This window comes from Ancrocorticia populi, from assembly GCF_003123745.1.
GTDB classification, from domain to species: domain Bacteria; phylum Actinomycetota; class Actinomycetes; order Actinomycetales; family Actinomycetaceae; genus Ancrocorticia; species Ancrocorticia populi.
On sequence record NZ_QETB01000003.1, the window covers coordinates 228,893 to 245,322 of the forward strand.

Sequence of the window (16,430 nt, forward strand, 5' to 3'; positions counted from 1 at the left end):
GAGGTCCGAGAACCCTATGCGCTTTCCAGAATCCCTTCAAGGGTCTGCATCGTCACCACACTGCCATGAAGCAGCTCGGCCGGACCGGCCAAAACCGAAGCTGGCTCTTCGTTCGGCTCTCCAAGGCTTGTGACAACGAGCGATGCGTGTGGGAAGGCCGCGTCACGGGTCAGTGCGCTCACGGTCACCAGATGCCGTAAGCCGGCATTGAAGGCCGCCGTTGCGCCCGGATTCGAGTCTTCTATCACCACGGTCTGTTGCGGATCAGCACGGAGCGCCGAAACCGCAGCCAGATATATATCTGGAGCCGGCTTCTTCGCCTTCACAGAATCGCCGGCGAAGATGCCGTCAATACTATTCGGGGTGAGAACGGCGTTGACCACGGCTTTCACAGACGAAACTGCCGATGTGGAAGCCATAGCTACCGTCCAGCCATCTGCTGTCGCCTGATCCACCAAGCGCCGTACACCTGGCCTACCGGGGATTTTGCCGCTCTCAATAGTTTCAATGTATTTCTGGGTCTTGGTCTCGTGCAGGCGAGCGACCAGTCCGTCAAGATCCGCTTCGGTCAAGCCCGTCCGGTACTCCGGATGTCTCTCGAAGTACTGCCGAATGCGTTCCTTCCCGCCACCGATCAGTACGAGCTCGCGGTATTCGTCTAACTCCCATCGAAACGGCAGGCCGGCTTCCTCGAACGCGTAGTTGAAGGCTGGAAAATGGCCGTAGAGCTCAGTGTCCGCCAGCACGCCATCGCAATCCAGAAGAAGTGTCTTCATTTCGTCACGCTTTCCCCTCGATCCAAAGGATGTGGCTAATGGAATCCGGTATTCCTTGCATGTTCCCAAGTATCTCGCACTTCTTCCGTGCCGCGGAGAACTACGGCTCTAAACCACCTCGAACCCGACCTCCAGAAGGTCCTCATCCCGAGAGGACGGCCCGAGCTTCAGCTTGAACTCCCCCGGCTCCACCACACGCCGCTCGCGTGAATCGACAATCGAGCACGCGGCAACGGGAATCTCGATGTGCACATCCACCGATTCACCCGGTTCTACGCGCACCTGCCGATAGCCCTTGAGCTCCTTGTCGGCCCAAGACACCGATGTCACCACGTCGCTGATATAGGCCTGAACGGTCTCCAGTGCGGGGCGATCGCCGGTGTTGGTGACGGCAACGCTCCCCCGGACCACGCCACCATCGCGTGAAAGCCGGTCTGCCTCCACGCGCGGATTCGAGTATTCCACGCTCGTGTATGAAAGGCCGTACCCGAAAGGATAGGCGGGCCGCTGGGTCAGATCCGCATAACGCCGCCCGTGCTGTCCCCGAATCTGGTTGTAATAGGTGGGTTGCTGGCCAACGTGCTCGGCAAAGGAAATAGGCAGACGCCCGCTCGCCTCCACTTTCCCGAGTAAGACTTCGGCGATCGCCTGGCCTCCCTCCATCCCCGGATTGGCAACCCACAGTAGCGCCGCGGCACGGCGAGCGGATTCCGGTAGTACCAGGGGCTTGGAGGCGAGCAATACCACCACCATCGGCGTCCCAGTCTCCGCCAGCGCATCTAGCAGCGCCACCTGCCCGCCCTGCAGCTCGAGAGTAGCCGTTGAGCGCGCCTCCCCCACGAGTTCAATCCGGTCACCCACCACGGCCACAACCACATCGGCGGCCTTCGCTTTAGCCACCGCTTCTGCAATCTGCTCCGTATCAGGCTCAGCTGGCACGGCGATGGGCGGACGCGGCTGGCCGTCCGCAAACGTGGCGCCCTCCGGATCCGGTTCCAACCGGACGATCTCCGCGCCCTTCGAATAGGCCACTTCCCAGCCGTCTGGCACCTCGCGGCGCAGGCCGTCCAGAACTGTAGTGATCAGCTTCCGTGGTTGGCCGGCGTCCATCCAGTCGATCTGCCCCGAGTTTCCGGCCCAGTCACCTAGTTGGGTTTGGGCATCATCCGCAAGAGGTCCGACGACGACGACACGCTTGCCCTCCCCCGCATTCCCCGCCGGTTCCTCGTGGCCTTGGAAATGGATTGGCAGAAGAGGTAGGGTGCCGTCATTTTCGAGGAGCACAATGGACTTGCGCGTGATCGCGAGATTCACGGCTCGATGGTCCGGCGTGCCAATGTTGGCCGCTAGCGCGCTTGCAGTGTCCGCAGGGCGCCGCCGATCCTCGAAGAGTCCCATTTCAAACTTCGTTGTCAGGATATGACGCACCGCGTCATCCAGATCGGATTCTTGCAGCAGCCCCCGGTCAATGGCATCCAACGCGCCCTCGAAGAAGCTCGGCGTTGTCATGATCATTTCATTGCCGGCGTGGACGGCGGCGGCCGCGGCATGAGTAATGTCAGGTTGAATCTGCTGTTCCCACACCATTCGGCCCACGTTGTCCCAGTCGGTCACCAGAACGCCTGTGTAGCCCCATTCGCCGCGCAAAACGTCGGTCAACAACCACTCGTTGAGCGTGATCGGGATACCGTCGGTTGTTTGGTACCCGAGCATGAATGCACCGCTTCCTTCGCGGGCTACCTTCTCGAATGGCGGCAGGAACCAGGAACGCAGCTTACGGTGAGAGATATCTGCCTCGGAGGCGTCCCGCCCGCCCTGAGTTTCCGAGTATCCAGCGAGATGCTTGGCAGTGGCCAGCACGGCCGTCCGATCAGTCAGGCCGTTGCCCTGATACCCGTGCATCAGGGCGCTAGCGAACTCACCGATGAGGTAGGGATCCTCTCCGAATGATTCGTCCACGCGTCCCCACCGCAGGTCCCGTGCAATACACAGCACCGGAGAGAACGTCCAGTGTATTCCCGTCGCCGCTACCTCAACGGCAGTCGCGCGGCCTACCTGCCCGATCAGGTCGCGATCCCACGAGGCCGCCATCCCCAGTTGGGTGGGGAACACCGTTGCTCCTTCCCAAAAGCCGTGGCCATGGATGCAATCGTCGGCTACGAGAAGTGGAATCTTCAGGCGAGTTTGGTCCGTCAGCCTGTGAGAATCCAAGACCTTAGCGGGTGACGCGTGCAAAATGGAGCCGGCATGCCTACCCACGATGATGTCTTCAAGGGAGCCGCGGGCATCCAGTTGGAGCATTTGTCCCACTTTCTCCTCTCGGTTCATTCTGGAGAGAAGGTCCTCTACGCGCTCGGTGATGGGTAATGATGCATCTTGATAGGGCATCTTCTTAGGCATCGTTGCTCCTAGAGGTATTTGCGGTCGCGCCAGTATCCAGTCTGTCAGATACAGTCGCTGCATCGAACTCTGACTGGCCGGTGGCCGTACCACGAGCCTGGCCCACCACGATTCCTGTGAATCCCCTGCGCCTCTTTGCGCAAAGGCACCCCGACCATTGACCGGCCGTCCGGGCTCCCATAGCCTCAAGATCAGGAGATGTCTTAGAGAGTGCGGGCGAGGAGCACATGCACATTGTTTTAGTCCACGGACTATGGCTGAGGGTTTCGGTGTGGGATGAGGTTCTCGCACTGCTGATAGCCAGCGATTACATGCCAATAACTGCAGTCCCACTGCCTGCGGATGCTAGCTCCGCCAGCCCCACCACACTCGAGGATCAACTCGACGCCGTGCTGGCCGCCATCGATTCCCAGCCAGAACCAGCCGTGGTTGTGGGGCACTCGGCGGCGGCCACCCTCGCGTGGATGGCCGCGGATCGCAGGCCAGACCGTGTAGCCCAAACCGTTCTGATTGGTGGCTTCCCCCAGTCGGGTGGCGAACAATATGCGCCGTTCTTCCCGATCGTCAACGGCGCCATGCCATTCCCCGGCTGGGAGGCGTTCGAAGGCCCCGACTCTGAGGATCTTACCGGCGCTCAATGCCAAGAAATCGCCTCAGCTGCCATTCCTGTTCCCGAAGCCGTAGCCCGCAGCACGGTCACCTACACGTCCGAGGCGCGATTCGATGTTCCAACCGCCCTCCTCTGCCCCGAGTATTCCCCTGAGCAAGCCCGCAAGTGGATTGCAGCCGACGATGTTCCGGAGCTGTCCCGCACCAAGCACGTTTCTTACGCGGACTTGGACTCCGGGCACTGGCCGATGCTCACGCGCCCGGCCCAGCTAGCCGCGGCCATCGCCGATTTCGCGGAGTAGTACTGTCCCGGATCGGTTTGTATATTGACGACGACGAACCCCGTCGCAGCATATTAGCTTCACCAATGCTTCAGCGATCGACTTACCGTCGGCCACGGATAGCCGTTAGCAGGGGGCAAAGTCCGCCGATAGACGCCTGTGAGAGACCGAGTCCGAAGTAACGCTGAATTTCCATCCTCGTTGAACTGGCGAAGTCACGCGAATGAGTGTGTCGCTAACCTCTGAACTCACGTGATAATCCTTGAGGATATCTTCCACTGGGATCGTCGTACCGAGGCCTAGAATTTCAATCCCAACGACCATGCCCAATCGGTCCAGATCAACCAACACGAAGTCATTCACGGGAACTGTTCGATCTACAGACTCGCTGGAGAGCTGGATATATGCAGCGTCGGCCTCACTGTCTGTAGTGACAACTACGCGAGGCTTCTCGTTTTCGAGCATCTTCCACCTCATCTTTCCCCATTGAGCCGATAACAAGTAACTAGCTTCAATCTACCATCGTCCGAGGGCGGCCACGAGGTTACTACGCCCACAGGTGGAGGAGGTTCATGGTCTCTGAATTTCATCTCAGCAGGGCTCTTACCTGGCAGCCGAATATCTGGACAATTGACGGCTTCTTCAACTCGTTCTATCGTGACTCCACGCTGAACCATGCGTTCGCGGGCATGCCGAGTCACGCTGAGTTTGTACCTCACGCTTCTTCCTCAGCGAAAAACTTAAGCTCCCTGGCTACTTCGTTACCAAGAGAGACCTGTACCGCATAGAGCCCTTCTGTCGGCAGGGAGATCACAACGCCGGCCGCAAAAAGAAGGCCGACCTTGTTCTCTTTATATGGTTCCTCCGCTTCCGGCTCTAACTCGAGATCTCCACGTATCTCGTAGGATCCATCAGGCGGCAGAACTGTAAGAGTCAGAGGACAATTTCCCTCATTATGATCGGCTCGAATACGCCCGGCGATATACAGCGATAGCTGTGTTGGAAAACTTGGGACAACCACTTTCGTGAAGCTCGCGCCTATAGCAGTGAGTTTTCCGCCAGTCACAGCAGCATAATCAGCAAGAAAGACATAGTCTAGTTGTGCCATGTAGTGGATCCTACAGGAGCAATCAAGCACAGAACCCTTATCCACAACCACTGCCATGACCCGTTTCGCGAAGTAGTGCTGTCCCGGATCGGTTTGTATATTGACGACGACGAACCTCATCCCCAGACCCTTGTCTCGTGCATTGCTAGTTTGCTAGCATGCGAGCATGAACGAGAAGCAGAGCAAAGTTCAGTTCAACGTATACCTACCGCCCGAACTGGCCAAGCAGGTCAAGCACGCGGCGATTGACGCGGACCAGTCCCTATCCGTATTCGTCGAAGGCATCCTGCGAGAGGCTATCGCTCCCGCAGCCACAAAGGAGTAAACATCATGATTATCAGGCTCACATGCTTCACCCCAAACCCCGAACGCTGGGAGGTTCTCGCCTCGGCCCTTGGTGGCACAAAGGTCTTAGCAACTGACCTCTGGCGCCTCTACTCGTTGGGAGCTGGACGCCTCGGCATCCACAGCGTCCCGTCCGAAAGCCCCGTCGCGGGATCCTGCGCGATCACGCTAGAGGTCCCGGACCTCGAGGAGTACCTTGCACACGCCCGGCCTAAGGACGCCGAACTATCTATTGGCGATACCCGCCACGGGCGGGCCATCACGGTCACGTCCCCTTCGCTTCCCACCTTCTTCATCGATCCGATCGAAGGCGAAGTCACCCATTCTGGCGAAACCGCAGCCGCTCCCCTGTTCTACACCGGACACGTTCCGGCCGCCGCGAACCTGCTCGCCAGCCTCGGCTTGGAGCCCCACCTCAGCTCCGAGGCCGGGACGTGGGCGGATCTCACATCAGACGGCATCGCCGCGGTACATCACGGCAAACCCGGATACGCTCCAAGCTTCGAGCACCCCGATCTAGATCAGCTCTCTGAAAATCTGCGCGCCGCCAGCATCCGAGCCACGCTAATCGACGAGACCTTTGGCCGCACGCTCCGCGTGGAACACCCAGACGATCCCTCAACCGCAGCGGAGATTTGGATCAACGAACCTCAGACGGACCTCTACGGTTATCGTCAGGGTCTACCTACCGCTAGATGACACAGGTGCCACGGGCGCCACAGCCTACATCCGGGCCCGTGCGTCTCACTCATCAGCGCGCTCGCGCATCTCTAGCGCGATCTGCGATGCGTCCAAAACGTCGAGGGTATGCGCGAGGGTCCCGGAATCAAACTGCCGATCGTCGCGCGCTTTGATGAGCGCCTCGCGCTGAGCTTCGATGATATCGATCTGGCTAGGCACGTGGCCTTCGGAGTTGGGTCCCGCCACGTCGTCGTCGTTATTAAAACTTCCGGAACCGGGCCCTAGCGCCCACTCGCTCAACAACTCAGACTTAGCCCCATCCAGAAGAACCTTCAACTCCCGCTGTTCGGCGGCCTGGTCTTCGGCCGAGGGTGCCGCGGTGGGCTTGACCCAACGAACAAATGTGGCCAAGGTACCGCCCTGAATGAGGAGGGAGAAAACCGCAACTAGGAAAGCGATGAATACCAGATAGGAACGCATCGGAGTGGTGGAAGGCAGGGTTTGGGCGGCGGCAACGGTGATGGCCCCGCGCATCCCGGCCCACACGATCACCGTGCCGTCGCGGTTCGTCAACGGAGAGGCGAGGAAGTAATCGATGTCCGCAATGGAGCGCCGCATTCGGGCCGCTAGGCTCTCGCGATGTTCCGACGTCCAATCCTCACTCTCGGATTCACCCCGCTTCGCCGCCCTGCGCCTATTGCGTTCGATACGGCGCTTCTGGCCCTTCGTGAGCTCAAGGGCTGCCGGTTCGATTCCAGCTTCCGCAGGGTCCCCACCCTCTAACCGAATCTGGGCGGCCTCCAAGTGCGGGCGAAGGCCTTCACGCCGCTTACGGCGCTTGCGCAAGAGGTGCAAAAGCGGATAGACGAAAGCCGTTCGAATCAGCACGGACGCCACCAACATGATGAGCGCGATGCCCGAGGCGCTAAGAATGGACGCTAGCGAACCATCGTGCAGATCTTCCACCAGCGTGTGCAGCTCCAGCCCCATCGTCAAGAAGATCGTTCCTTCAATGATGAATTCGATCGTCTCCCAGATCTGCGAATCGGACATCCGCTGGCTTGGCGAAAGATGCCGCGCCGCGCCTTTACCCGTGATCAACCCGGCAACAACCGCTGCCACGAGGCCGGACGCCCCGATTTCCTCCGCGATCGCCATCGCGATGAACGGGATGGCAAAAGACAGGACCGTGGTGGCGGTGATATTTGAGATCCGGGACCGTATGGCGAGATTTATTTTGCCAACGACGAACCCCACCAACGCCGCTCCCAGCACCGCCCACACGAGAGAACCAACGATTCCCCAGGCCGTGACGGAGGCCGCTGCTGCCGCAACGGCTGTGCGAAGCATGACGAGGGCGGAAGCGTCATTGAGTAGGCCTTCTCCCTCCAGAATCGAGATTATCCGTGGGGAAATCCCGGTGTTCTTGACGATCGAGGTGGCCACGGCATCGGTTGGGCTGATGACGGCCGCAAGCGCTATCGCCCATGCGAGATCGAGTGATGGGATTAGGAGCCAGAGAAGGACGCCTCCTAGGCCGGTTGCGACAATGACGAGGAGAATGGAGAGTCCGGAGATCGCTCCGAACTCGCGTCTGAAGTCCATCACTGGCATGGACACTGCCGCTGAATACAACAACGGTGGCAGTAAGAGTTCGAGGATCAGGTCAGGGTCAATCTCGATCGACGGCACGCCCGGCAAGAATCCCACGGCGATACCAACTACCACCAGAATGAGGGGCGCGGCTATCTTGAACTTAGGGCCGGCAATTGCCGCCGTGCAGATTGCCACGAGTCCCAGCACGATGATGATTTCCATGCTGAAATATTAATGCGCGTTGGCTGTGAAAGCGCTATGTCATTTGTTTTCTAACGCTGTGGAACGGGCAATCGTAACGAATCGCACGTGGCGGTAGGACGTGAACCTGAAGAGCGCGTAGGTGCGCAGAGTTCTGGCCGCTCTAGTAGCTAGGGGCAGCGTCCATGCCAAGGTATTCCTCATAGGAGGCGTAATCGCCGTCCCGCATCTCTTTGGCCACGCCCTTCCCCACATACCGCAGGTGCCAAGGCTCGTAGGCAAACCCGGTGGTATCTTCTTCGCCCTCGGGATAGCGCACAATATAGCCGTACTTCCAGGCGTTGGCATGGACCCATTCTCCGGCGTCGGTGTCACCAAAGCAGGCGAGTAGCTCGCACTTGCCGCCAGGTGTGGTCACATCAGCCGCCAACCCAGTCTGGTGCTCGGAGTAGCCGGGCTTTGCGGATATCGTCAGCGCGTACTTCTTCCCATACCAGTCCACGTACTGATTGAAAAGCGCCTTCTGATCAACGTAGCCGCGATACGCGCTGCTTACTTGAAGGTCTATGCCTTCATCTTCAGCAGCATCGAGGAGGTTCACCATCGCCTTGGCGGCCTGCGGCCGCATGCTCACCCAGCTATCCGCCCCCACACTCGCAAGCGTCACGAGCTTCGGTTCGTAGTCCTTCGGTTCCATCGGGCTGTCCTTGTTGACAAGCACGTGCGTTGAAGCTGCCGATACCGTGTCAAGGTTGCGGCGCTCAATCACCGAGGTTTCAAAAGAATCGTCCTCAGAGACCGTGGCAGTTGGAGTTGGCTCGGGCGTTGGGCTAGCTGCCGCGCTAGAGGGCACGGCCAGAATTCCCGTGGCCGCGAACATAACGACGATAACGATGATAATCAGACGTGTGATTGTTCGCCGCCGTCCGCCGGAGTTCTTCTTGCCGCGTCGGTTCGTGCTCATATCCGTGCCATGCTCCCAAGGTGAGGTGTCCGCCGGGGAGCCTAGCACTGCCTCCTGTGAATATCCATAAGGCGAAAGATGGGGGCCATCAATGGAGCCTCTGTTGTCATAAAACAGATATGGTTATCCATTATATTGAGTCAAGAGCCTGAACATCGTCTTAAGAAAGCGCCTCACCCAACTCGTCCAGCCCACTCACGAGGTCCTCAATAACCAAGAACGCCCCCGCGCCCGTCAAATCCTCGGCGCCGTAAAGGCCTGTGGTCACGCCGAGGAAGTCAAGCCCGGCCTCATTCGCGGCCTGCCCATCGAGTGGGGTATCGCCAATCACCACTATTCGCCGCTCGGGGAACCGGTCCCGCGCCCGGTGCGTCACGACCTCCCGCGACTTCGCATTACCGCCAAAGAACGAATCTTCCCACGCGATCAGCTCAGTATCGATCCCGGCCCCACGCAGCTTGTTGATGGCGCGCGCCGGCGTGTTCCCGGTCAATAGTGCATTCGTGGCCCCTAGCGAAGCCACGAAGTTCAGCGCCTCATTCACCCCGGGAAGTGCTGTCAGCGGACCGGACGTGAGGTACACGTGGGAGTGTATGTCCAGTCGCTCCAGCACGGCAGGCAGCAGATCTTCATCTAGGCCCGCACGATCTAGGTGGAGCGTAGCTCCTTGGGCGTCGGTCATCCCGTCCGTCGCGAACTCCTCCACCTCGGTCCCAGAAACAACCTCCTCGATTGCCCGCGAATGCGGCGCATTGTCCTGCCCGGCTGCGAGCAGCGTCCCGTCAATGTCCCACAGCACAAGTACGTTCGTCATGGCTATATCTTTTCATAACGACGACGACGTTTTGTGGTCCAGCACGCATTCACCACCACTGCGGCGATTGCCAGTGCCAATACACACGCATTAGCAGTGACGGTACCGGCCCACGTTGTGGGAGGTATTCCAAATGTGGCACTCCCTGCATTGAAGAGGGTATGAGCGAACACGCACATGAAGACGCTGGCCCGGCCAGCGATCCGGCAGATGGCTCCGTAGAAGAATCGGAACGCCACGATCTGCACGGCGAACATCCAGAAATTGATGACGCCCGAGGAGTGGTTGGTGCCGGGGATAAAGAAGAGCGGAACGTGCCAACCGAGCCATATAAAGCTTGTTAGGAGCGAGGAAACCATGTAGCCCAGCTTGGAATCCAACTGAGGCTGCAGAATGTATGCCCAGCCCGATTCTTCGAGGCCCCCGATGATGAGGTTTCCGGGGATTGAGAGCAGAAGGGTGTAGAGCGGGAGGGTGGACGGGCTCGGGCCCGACACAACGATGTGTGCGAGGAAGTACACGGCTAACACGAGCAGGACATAGGCATATACGACTGGGCTAGTGCGTACATGGAACACGGTTGCCAGCCATTCGCGCGGCCCGCTGACTCGGCCTCGGTAGCGAAGTACTCCGTACGAAGCAATTGCAGGCGAAAGAATGTAAATCGAAAAAGGAAGATTCTCTAGGAGCTGCTGTGGCGTCCCCACCCAATTGTGCACGGCGTATCCGTATCTGCCGGCCACGATCAAGGTGCCCGATACTACGGCCGCAATGCCGAACGTCCAAGCGGTGAATTCGAGGGCGATGCGGCGATCCGTTGCCATAGCTGTTTTCTCCCGTCGTTCCAATCAAAACTACCAGAACGGGTTTCAGTCTGGACGGCGAAAACAACACCTCTATCGGCTCACTATGAACTTGCCATATCCACACCGTCTCGGCTGGCCATATGCATGTCCGAAAACGGCGAGCTTCATTATGAAGCGCCTTTAGAATTGAAGACAAGATGTGTAAGGACGTGAGGCAATGACGGTCAGCGAAAGCGGACTCTATGCTGCCTTCGCAGCGAACGATGCTCGCTTTGACGGCCGGTTCTTCGTGGGTATTTCCTCCACGGGGATTTACTGTCGGCCAGTGTGTAGGGCTCGGCGGGCGAAGGCGGCGAACTGCAGCTTCTTCGCGAGCGCCGCCGAGGCCGAACGGGCCGGTTACCGCCCGTGTCTGCTGTGCCGCCCCGAGTTAGCACCCGGAGAATCGGCGGTGGAGGCTTCCGGGAAGCTTGCCCGGCGTGCGGCACGGCTGTTGCGGGAGAACTGCGGGAAGATCGAGGGTCTTGAAGAGGTTGCCCGCAGGCTCGGCTGTAGTGACCGGCATCTGCGGCGTGTATTCGCCGAAGAGTTTCACGTCGCCCCTGTTCAATACCTGCAAACGTGCCGGTTGCTGCTTGCCAAGGGGCTGCTCACGGATACGGACTTGCCGGTAGTAGATGTTGCGATGGCCGCCGGGTTTGGGAGCTTGCGCCGGTTCAATACTGTGTTCCAGGACCGGTATCGCCTTTCTCCAACTGCCTTGAGGAAGAGACTTCCGGAGCGGGCAGCCGGCTCGGGTATCACGGTGCGCCTTGGCTACCGGCCGCCCTACCGATGGGAGGAGATGCTGGACTTCCTGAGCGTACGTGCCATCGCTGGCGTTGAAGTGGTGCGAGATGGCGAGTACCTGCGCACCGTACGGATTGCGCGTGACAAAAGCGCTGGGGCTGGGGCCGTCAGAGGGGTGTTGGGTTCTGCCACCGCCCCTAGTTTCGGCGTGCCGTCCAGCGTTGCGACAGGTTGGGTCAAGGTTGGTCATCTTCCCTCCCACAACGCGTTGCAAGTGACGATAAGCGAGTCTCTTCTGCCTGTTCTGCCTCAGGTCTTGGGCCGGATCAGGCAGCTTTTTGATCTCGCCTGCGATCCGGATGCCGTGTACGAAACACTGAAACAAATGAATGATCTCCGGCCGGGCCTCGCCGTGTTGGGCACCCGGGTTCCCGGGTGCTTTGATGTTTTTGAGATGGCGGTGCGGGCGGTGCTGGGTCAGCAAGTCACCGTAAAGGCGGCTGGCAGGTTGGCCGGGCGTATCGTCCGAGAGTTCGGGACGCCGGTGGACACGGAGATTGAAGGCCTCACACACCTGTTTCCTTCGGCTGGCGACATTGCAGTGATGGCCGAATCTATCCAAGACAGCTTTGGTGTGCTCGGAGTGACGAGTGCGCGGTCTAGGACGATAGGCGAACTGGCCCGTCTGCTTGTAGAAGGAGCTATAAACTTCGACGTGCCCGCTAGGCCCGAGGATGAGATTGCTCGACTTGAAGAGATTCGAGGGATCGGGCCTTGGACCGCGCAATACATCGCAATGCGAGCGATGGAATGGCCAGATTCGTTCCTCGAAACAGACGCGGGCGTGAAGAAAGCCCTGCCCGGCTATACCTCAAAGGAGCTCGTCGAGTTGGCAGAGGCGTGGCATCCGTGGCGCAGTTACGCCACCGTCAACCTATGGAACTCGCTATCGAGGCTCAGTTAGGAGCATCATGTACTTCCAAACCACACACTATTCGCCAGTCGGGACAATCACCCTTGCCTGCGACGGTTCCGCAGAACACCTTGTGGGCCTGTGGACCGAAGGTCAGAAGTACCACGGGGATACACTGCCCGAGGTGCCTGAGTCTCGGGACAGTTTAGCTATATTCGATCGCGCCAGAGATTGGCTTGATCGATACTTCGCTGGCAAGCAACCGGCGATTGATGAACTGACTCTGGCACCCATCGGTGGCGAGTTCCGTCAAGGAGTCTGGGCAATTCTCCGAGAGATCCCGTACGGGCAGGTCATTACTTATGGCGAGATAGCGAAGCAAATGGCGACAAGGGCTGGCAAGGAGCGGATGTCCAGCCAGGCAGTAGGCGGGGCAGTTGGCCACAACCCGATCTCGATTATCATCCCCTGCCACCGCGTTGTAGGCGCAAACGGCAGCCTCACCGGATATTCCGGTGGCGTTGCGATGAAGACCCTGCTGTTGGAGCTCGAAGGCGTGGACATGTCGCGGCTTTTCGTACCAACCAAAGGGACGGCGCTGTGATGAGAATTATCCTCCTCTTCTGGAGGCATGGAAAGGAAACTTCTCCTTGACAGCATCGCCCGGCCGCTAGTGGACTCAGCGGCTTTCGTTAAGGAATCCTCCGTAGCCGTTGATTGCATCTTCGAGAATGAATTAGAGTTAGTAACGGACCTCCTCTTCCCTGTCCACGTTTCGATGTGTGACCTATCTTGGAAGAGGAGGTTCTTCATGCCTGAAACCTACCCAGCATGTAAATCTCAGACAAGGTCCAGAGGAGGCGGCCCCATTGCCTGAATTACCCGAAGTTGAATCCGTGCGATTAGGCCTGCTGGACCATGTGCTTAGTAAGGAGATTGCGAAGGCTGAGACCTTCAGCGAACGCGTGACGAGGCGCTCTGCCCGTCCCCTGAACACATTGGCTGGCGGCACGCTCAAGGCAGTTGCTCGTCGTGGGAAGTTCCTCTGGTTTGATATCGCCGAACCCACCGGCAACCACTCCCCTCTAGTCGCCCATCTCGGAATGTCTGGCCAGTTTCGAGTGAACTGTTCCGGCCTAGCGCACATCCACGCCAGTCTTGCCTTTACCGACGGTACGCGACTCGACTTCATCGATCAGAGGACATTCGGCTATCTGGCGCCTGACGTCTACGTTCCAACTCTAGACAATGCGGCAGCCGGAGTAGGCACAGAGATGCCAATGATCCCCCACCTCGTCTCCCACATTGCGCGCGATCTCTTGGATCCCCACCTAGATCCGGTGGCGTTGGCGGTCACAATCGTCTCGAAACACACCTCGATCAAGAAGGTTCTTCTCGATCAAGCGGTCATTTCTGGCATCGGCAACATCTACGCGGACGAAGCTCTTTTCGATGCAGGCATTCACCCTCTGCTCCCAGCAAACTCTTTGAAGGGTCTTGAAGTCTCTCGCCTTTTCATGTCGGCAACCAACGTCCTTGAACGCTCCCTCGACGCCGGTGGAACATCCTTCGATTCGCTCTATGTGAGCGTCAATGGAGAATCCGGCTACTTCGAGCGGAGTCTGAACGCCTACGGGAGAACAGGCCTACCCTGCCGAACCTGCGGCCAACCGATCGAGCAAATCACCGTTGGCGGCCGTTCCACCCACTTCTGTCCCCACTGCCAGCGACGCCAGTAATGCTTATGACGACGCGAGGTATTGTGTTCATCTTGTACACGTTGTACGGTGGGGCATGACTTCCGTTACGCTATCCCAATTCCGTAATCGGCAGAGCGACTTTATCGCTGCCGCTCAGCGCGAGCCCGTCGAGATTACCTCTCGTGGAGTTGGTCGCCGCGCTGTCGTGGTTTCTCCTGACTTCTTCGATCGCGCGGTTCAGGCTTTGGAAGATCAGAGCGATATCCGCGCCGCTGCCGCAGCTCGCCAGGAGAGTGAACCTCCGATATCGCACGACGAGCTTATGGCAGAACTGGGCCTTTGAGTAGCGTTCTTCTCTCCGCATGAAATTTCGTATCTCTTACAGTCGAGCTGCAGCCAAGGCGTTCCGCGGCATCCACCCGAAAGATGCGAAGCGAATCAAGGAAGCCATTGAAGCGCTGTCGCGAGATCCTCGTCCGGAAAGAGCCATTCAGCTCGCCGGTGGCGAGGGCGAAATGCGTATCCGCGTCGGCAATTATCGAATCGTCTACGACATTGATGATGGCGCATTGGTTATCCTCGTACTCCGTGTTGCGCACCGCCAAGAGGTTTATCGTTAAGCGGTTGAACCGGCCCTTGGCATGCTAATCACTCGGAATATCTCCTGAATCTCCCGCGTTGAGCTCGTAGCTCATCCAACTCAGGAGGAACTTTGCCCCAGCTTTCCGCGCCCTCGGCAGTAATGCCCTCGATCAACAATCAGGCAGAACGATTAATTACCTTAGGTCTCCCGGCAGCCATTACTGATGAGACGCTGCGCCGTGCAGCGGCACGGCTCGCAACGTCAGCGCCCGAGGGATCACTGCTTGTGCTCCACGAACGTGTCGCGCCGGCTTCTGACCTTGCTCCCCTCATGAGTTTGCCGGCCCCTGGCCGAGCGGGCAAGGCAGGAGAACGTCGGCACGGATTCGTTGTTACTGACATGACCGATGTTGATCTCTTTGGCCCGACCCCCGACGCTGAACTGCCGAATGCGGACGTTTACGTGGTTACCGGTCTGCAGCGAGGAGACGACATGCAGAACTGGTCACCCGAAGAAGCAGAGCCAACACTGCGCAACGCTGAGCGAACCCCACTCACACTCACAGAAGGTATCCATTGGGCACTCCAGTTGCCCGGCATCATCGAGCCAGGAGCTTGCTTCATGACAATTGGTTCTCGGCTGGTCAAGCCCAACGGCAAGTATGACACTCGCACGCCTGCCCTTTGGATCTCAGGCGGCACTGGCCGTGATGGCGCCGAAAACAAGGGGGCGCCTAAGGTCGGTTGGTGCTGGTGGCGTAACCGGCACACTTGGCTCGGGATCGCCTCGGCCAAAGCGCGAGTCACTCATTAGACGCATTAAAGAAGATCGTCGTCGGCACTAACGCTATCCGGTTCTATTCACCATGCCAACAGAAATGACGATCCGGCGATTACTAGAGCGCAATGCAGTAGCTTCGTAACTCTGCGATTCCTGCCGTCTTTGACGTGCTTGCGAAGCGAAAGGCGTGGCTGAAGCAGACGCGCTTACCCGCGGCTTCAAGGTATCCGTCACAGGAAGCGAGGCGGCCGTGAGTGATGATCGAGATGAGTTCAACACGTTCAGGTTTGAACGCCGGGAAAGTACTTACTCCGGCATCCGGACCCCTGTAGGTACCATCGCCCACGAGAGTCCACTCAGTATCGGCTAGGAGCCAAGACGATACAGCTGCTTCATCTCCCATAGCCCAGTTCACGGCGAAGTTACCAACAATGCCGATTCGTGGAGCGTTACCGCAATCGGAGGGCAATACGATTTCCATTGGGCCTTCTTTCAGCTTAATCACTTCGAAAGTCAGGTCAGGGTTACGCTGCTGCGGCTGGGGCCACCCCAACCAGGCGGATCAGGTGGCAACGCTCAGTGGGTAATTGTAGTCTGTTGATAAAGAGCCAGTCTTAGCTCGCCTCCCACGCGACGATAGACGCTCGACATGAGCGCCACGAACGGCTCTGCAAGACCGGCCCGCGATGCCTCTGCTTGATACACGAGAGCAGCAGAGTTCTCTTCGATCGGGATCAACCGGGCATTGCTGATCTCGTACGAGTCCCAGCCGGGAACACCGTCCATCGAACTGGCAACATCGTCACGTGTCATCACCATCCCATTGGCCAGAACAAAGACTGCGTCAGGCAGCATGAGACGCCCGTAGAAGGTGCCGCCGGTTGATTCACAAAGAGAGTCCCAGCCAGCGTGCTCAACCGCGACCGCTTCGTCTAGCGTGATGTCATCCATAGATTAGAGCGTACCAAGCGTGAACGTACCTATGCCTTTTTGACCTGTACCAGATTGGTGTGCTGCGGATTTCCTTTGGCATACGCCGTTGGATGAAGCGTGGTGAGCGTGTTGATGTTGCCACCAACATCAA

General features: G+C 58.6%; 19 protein-coding genes. 9 read left to right on the forward strand and 10 right to left on the reverse strand.

Annotation, left to right across the window (positions count from 1 at the left end; all coding sequences use genetic code 11):
- Positions 1-14: 14 nt before the first annotated feature.
- The gene (locus DD236_RS06525; protein ID WP_109093575.1) at positions 15-776 is read right to left on the reverse strand and encodes an HAD-IA family hydrolase; all 762 of its coding nucleotides are present in this window, start codon (positions 774-776) and stop codon (positions 15-17) included.
- 108 nt (positions 777-884) lie between these two features.
- The gene (locus tag DD236_RS06530) at positions 885-3,176 is read right to left on the reverse strand and encodes a glycoside hydrolase family 3 N-terminal domain-containing protein (protein WP_109093576.1); all 2,292 of its coding nucleotides are present in this window, start codon (positions 3,174-3,176) and stop codon (positions 885-887) included.
- Positions 3,177-3,403: 227 nt separating this feature from the next.
- On the opposite strand from DD236_RS06530, the gene DD236_RS06535 reads away from it, so the two are divergent.
- Positions 3,404-4,087 carry an alpha/beta fold hydrolase gene (locus tag DD236_RS06535; protein WP_109093577.1) on the forward strand — a complete coding sequence of 228 codons (684 nt, stop codon included), beginning with the start codon at positions 3,404-3,406 and terminating at the stop codon, positions 4,085-4,087.
- A gap of 105 nt (positions 4,088-4,192) precedes the next feature.
- Here DD236_RS06535 and DD236_RS06540 read toward each other — a convergent pair whose 3' ends face one another.
- Both DD236_RS06540 and DD236_RS06550 read right to left on the reverse strand, forming a co-directional pair.
- Positions 4,193-4,531, reverse strand: coding sequence for a DUF2283 domain-containing protein (locus DD236_RS06540; protein ID WP_165819848.1), 339 nt, complete (start codon positions 4,529-4,531; stop codon positions 4,193-4,195).
- 250 nt (positions 4,532-4,781) lie between these two features.
- Positions 4,782-5,294, reverse strand: coding sequence for a DUF6941 family protein (locus DD236_RS06550; RefSeq protein ID WP_109093580.1), 513 nt, complete (start codon positions 5,292-5,294; stop codon positions 4,782-4,784).
- Between the two features lie 46 nt (positions 5,295-5,340).
- Between DD236_RS06550 and DD236_RS06555 the strand changes: the two genes are divergently transcribed.
- Together DD236_RS06555 and DD236_RS06560 are read left to right on the forward strand one after the other, a co-directional pair.
- Entirely contained in the window at positions 5,341-5,499 is a 159-nt protein-coding gene (locus DD236_RS06555) for a ribbon-helix-helix protein, CopG family (protein WP_109093581.1), read from the forward strand.
- Positions 5,500-5,504: 5 nt separating this feature from the next.
- Positions 5,505-6,218: a hypothetical protein gene (locus DD236_RS06560; protein WP_109093582.1), complete on the forward strand. Its 714-nt coding sequence runs from the start codon at positions 5,505-5,507 to the stop codon at positions 6,216-6,218.
- Between the two features lie 45 nt (positions 6,219-6,263).
- On the opposite strand, the gene DD236_RS06565 is transcribed toward DD236_RS06560, so the two are convergent.
- The 4 genes from DD236_RS06565 to DD236_RS06580 all read right to left on the reverse strand — a co-directional run bounded on the left by DD236_RS06565 (position 6,264) and on the right by DD236_RS06580 (position 10,599).
- Positions 6,264-8,018, reverse strand: a complete 1,755-nt coding sequence (locus tag DD236_RS06565) for a cation:proton antiporter (protein ID WP_109093583.1) — start codon at positions 8,016-8,018, stop codon at positions 6,264-6,266.
- A 142-nt stretch (positions 8,019-8,160) separates the two neighbouring features.
- Positions 8,161-8,961, reverse strand: a complete 801-nt coding sequence (locus tag DD236_RS06570) for a M15 family metallopeptidase (RefSeq protein WP_109093584.1) — start codon at positions 8,959-8,961, stop codon at positions 8,161-8,163.
- A 160-nt stretch (positions 8,962-9,121) separates the two neighbouring features.
- On the reverse strand, positions 9,122-9,775 hold the full coding sequence (locus DD236_RS06575) for an HAD family hydrolase (protein WP_109093585.1): 654 nt from the start codon (positions 9,773-9,775) through the stop codon (positions 9,122-9,124).
- A gap of 2 nt (positions 9,776-9,777) precedes the next feature.
- Entirely contained in the window at positions 9,778-10,599 is an 822-nt protein-coding gene (locus tag DD236_RS06580; RefSeq protein WP_109093586.1) for a CPBP family intramembrane glutamic endopeptidase, read from the reverse strand.
- A gap of 199 nt (positions 10,600-10,798) precedes the next feature.
- Between DD236_RS06580 and DD236_RS06585 the strand changes: the two genes are divergently transcribed.
- The 6 genes from DD236_RS06585 to DD236_RS06615 all read left to right on the forward strand — a co-directional run bounded on the left by DD236_RS06585 (position 10,799) and on the right by DD236_RS06615 (position 15,379).
- On the forward strand, positions 10,799-12,334 hold the full coding sequence (locus DD236_RS06585; RefSeq protein ID WP_109093587.1) for a DNA-3-methyladenine glycosylase 2 family protein: 1,536 nt from the start codon (positions 10,799-10,801) through the stop codon (positions 12,332-12,334).
- A gap of 7 nt (positions 12,335-12,341) precedes the next feature.
- The gene (locus DD236_RS06590; protein ID WP_109093588.1) at positions 12,342-12,887 is read left to right on the forward strand and encodes a methylated-DNA--[protein]-cysteine S-methyltransferase; all 546 of its coding nucleotides are present in this window, start codon (positions 12,342-12,344) and stop codon (positions 12,885-12,887) included.
- A 265-nt stretch (positions 12,888-13,152) separates the two neighbouring features.
- Positions 13,153-14,022: a bifunctional DNA-formamidopyrimidine glycosylase/DNA-(apurinic or apyrimidinic site) lyase gene (mutM, locus tag DD236_RS06600; RefSeq protein ID WP_109093590.1), complete on the forward strand. Its 870-nt coding sequence runs from the start codon at positions 13,153-13,155 to the stop codon at positions 14,020-14,022.
- Positions 14,023-14,077: 55 nt separating this feature from the next.
- On the forward strand, positions 14,078-14,326 hold the full coding sequence (locus DD236_RS06605) for a type II toxin-antitoxin system Phd/YefM family antitoxin (protein WP_109093591.1): 249 nt from the start codon (positions 14,078-14,080) through the stop codon (positions 14,324-14,326).
- A gap of 19 nt (positions 14,327-14,345) precedes the next feature.
- A complete protein-coding gene (locus tag DD236_RS06610; RefSeq protein WP_109093592.1) occupies positions 14,346-14,603 on the forward strand; it encodes a type II toxin-antitoxin system RelE family toxin in 258 nt (85 codons plus the stop codon).
- 92 nt (positions 14,604-14,695) lie between these two features.
- Positions 14,696-15,379 (forward strand): DUF5701 family protein, encoded by a 684-nt coding sequence (locus DD236_RS06615; RefSeq protein ID WP_207785720.1) that lies wholly within the window; start codon positions 14,696-14,698, stop codon positions 15,377-15,379.
- Positions 15,380-15,461: 82 nt separating this feature from the next.
- On the opposite strand, the gene DD236_RS06620 is transcribed toward DD236_RS06615, so the two are convergent.
- Positions 15,462-15,827: a hypothetical protein gene (locus DD236_RS06620; protein WP_109093594.1), complete on the reverse strand. Its 366-nt coding sequence runs from the start codon at positions 15,825-15,827 to the stop codon at positions 15,462-15,464.
- Positions 15,828-15,922: 95 nt separating this feature from the next.
- Entirely contained in the window at positions 15,923-16,297 is a 375-nt protein-coding gene (locus DD236_RS06625; protein WP_207785721.1) for a nuclear transport factor 2 family protein, read from the reverse strand.
- Between the last annotated feature and the right edge of the window lie 133 nt (positions 16,298-16,430).

Coding starts and splice junctions, on each gene's coding strand:
- DD236_RS06560 (WP_109093582.1), top strand. CDS start 5,505: ATGATTATCAGGCTCACATGCTTCACCCCAAACCCCGAACGCTGGGAG.
- DD236_RS06525 (WP_109093575.1), bottom strand. CDS start 776: ATGAAGACACTTCTTCTGGATTGCGATGGCGTGCTGGCGGACACTGAG.
- DD236_RS06535 (WP_109093577.1), top strand. CDS start 3,404: ATGCACATTGTTTTAGTCCACGGACTATGGCTGAGGGTTTCGGTGTGG.
- DD236_RS06570 (WP_109093584.1), bottom strand. CDS start 8,961: ATGAGCACGAACCGACGCGGCAAGAAGAACTCCGGCGGACGGCGGCGA.
- DD236_RS06530 (WP_109093576.1), bottom strand. CDS start 3,176: ATGCCTAAGAAGATGCCCTATCAAGATGCATCATTACCCATCACCGAG.
- DD236_RS06590 (WP_109093588.1), top strand. CDS start 12,342: ATGTACTTCCAAACCACACACTATTCGCCAGTCGGGACAATCACCCTT.
- DD236_RS06585 (WP_109093587.1), top strand. CDS start 10,799: ATGACGGTCAGCGAAAGCGGACTCTATGCTGCCTTCGCAGCGAACGAT.
- DD236_RS06580 (WP_109093586.1), bottom strand. CDS start 10,599: ATGGCAACGGATCGCCGCATCGCCCTCGAATTCACCGCTTGGACGTTC.
- DD236_RS06540 (WP_165819848.1), bottom strand. CDS start 4,531: ATGCTCGAAAACGAGAAGCCTCGCGTAGTTGTCACTACAGACAGTGAG.
- DD236_RS06575 (WP_109093585.1), bottom strand. CDS start 9,775: ATGACGAACGTACTTGTGCTGTGGGACATTGACGGGACGCTGCTCGCA.
- DD236_RS06550 (WP_109093580.1), bottom strand. CDS start 5,294: ATGAGGTTCGTCGTCGTCAATATACAAACCGATCCGGGACAGCACTAC.
- DD236_RS06555 (WP_109093581.1), top strand. CDS start 5,341: ATGAACGAGAAGCAGAGCAAAGTTCAGTTCAACGTATACCTACCGCCC.
- DD236_RS06620 (WP_109093594.1), bottom strand. CDS start 15,827: ATGGAAATCGTATTGCCCTCCGATTGCGGTAACGCTCCACGAATCGGC.
- DD236_RS06565 (WP_109093583.1), bottom strand. CDS start 8,018: ATGGAAATCATCATCGTGCTGGGACTCGTGGCAATCTGCACGGCGGCA.
- DD236_RS06625 (WP_207785721.1), bottom strand. CDS start 16,297: ATGGATGACATCACGCTAGACGAAGCGGTCGCGGTTGAGCACGCTGGC.
- DD236_RS06605 (WP_109093591.1), top strand. CDS start 14,078: ATGACTTCCGTTACGCTATCCCAATTCCGTAATCGGCAGAGCGACTTT.
- DD236_RS06610 (WP_109093592.1), top strand. CDS start 14,346: ATGAAATTTCGTATCTCTTACAGTCGAGCTGCAGCCAAGGCGTTCCGC.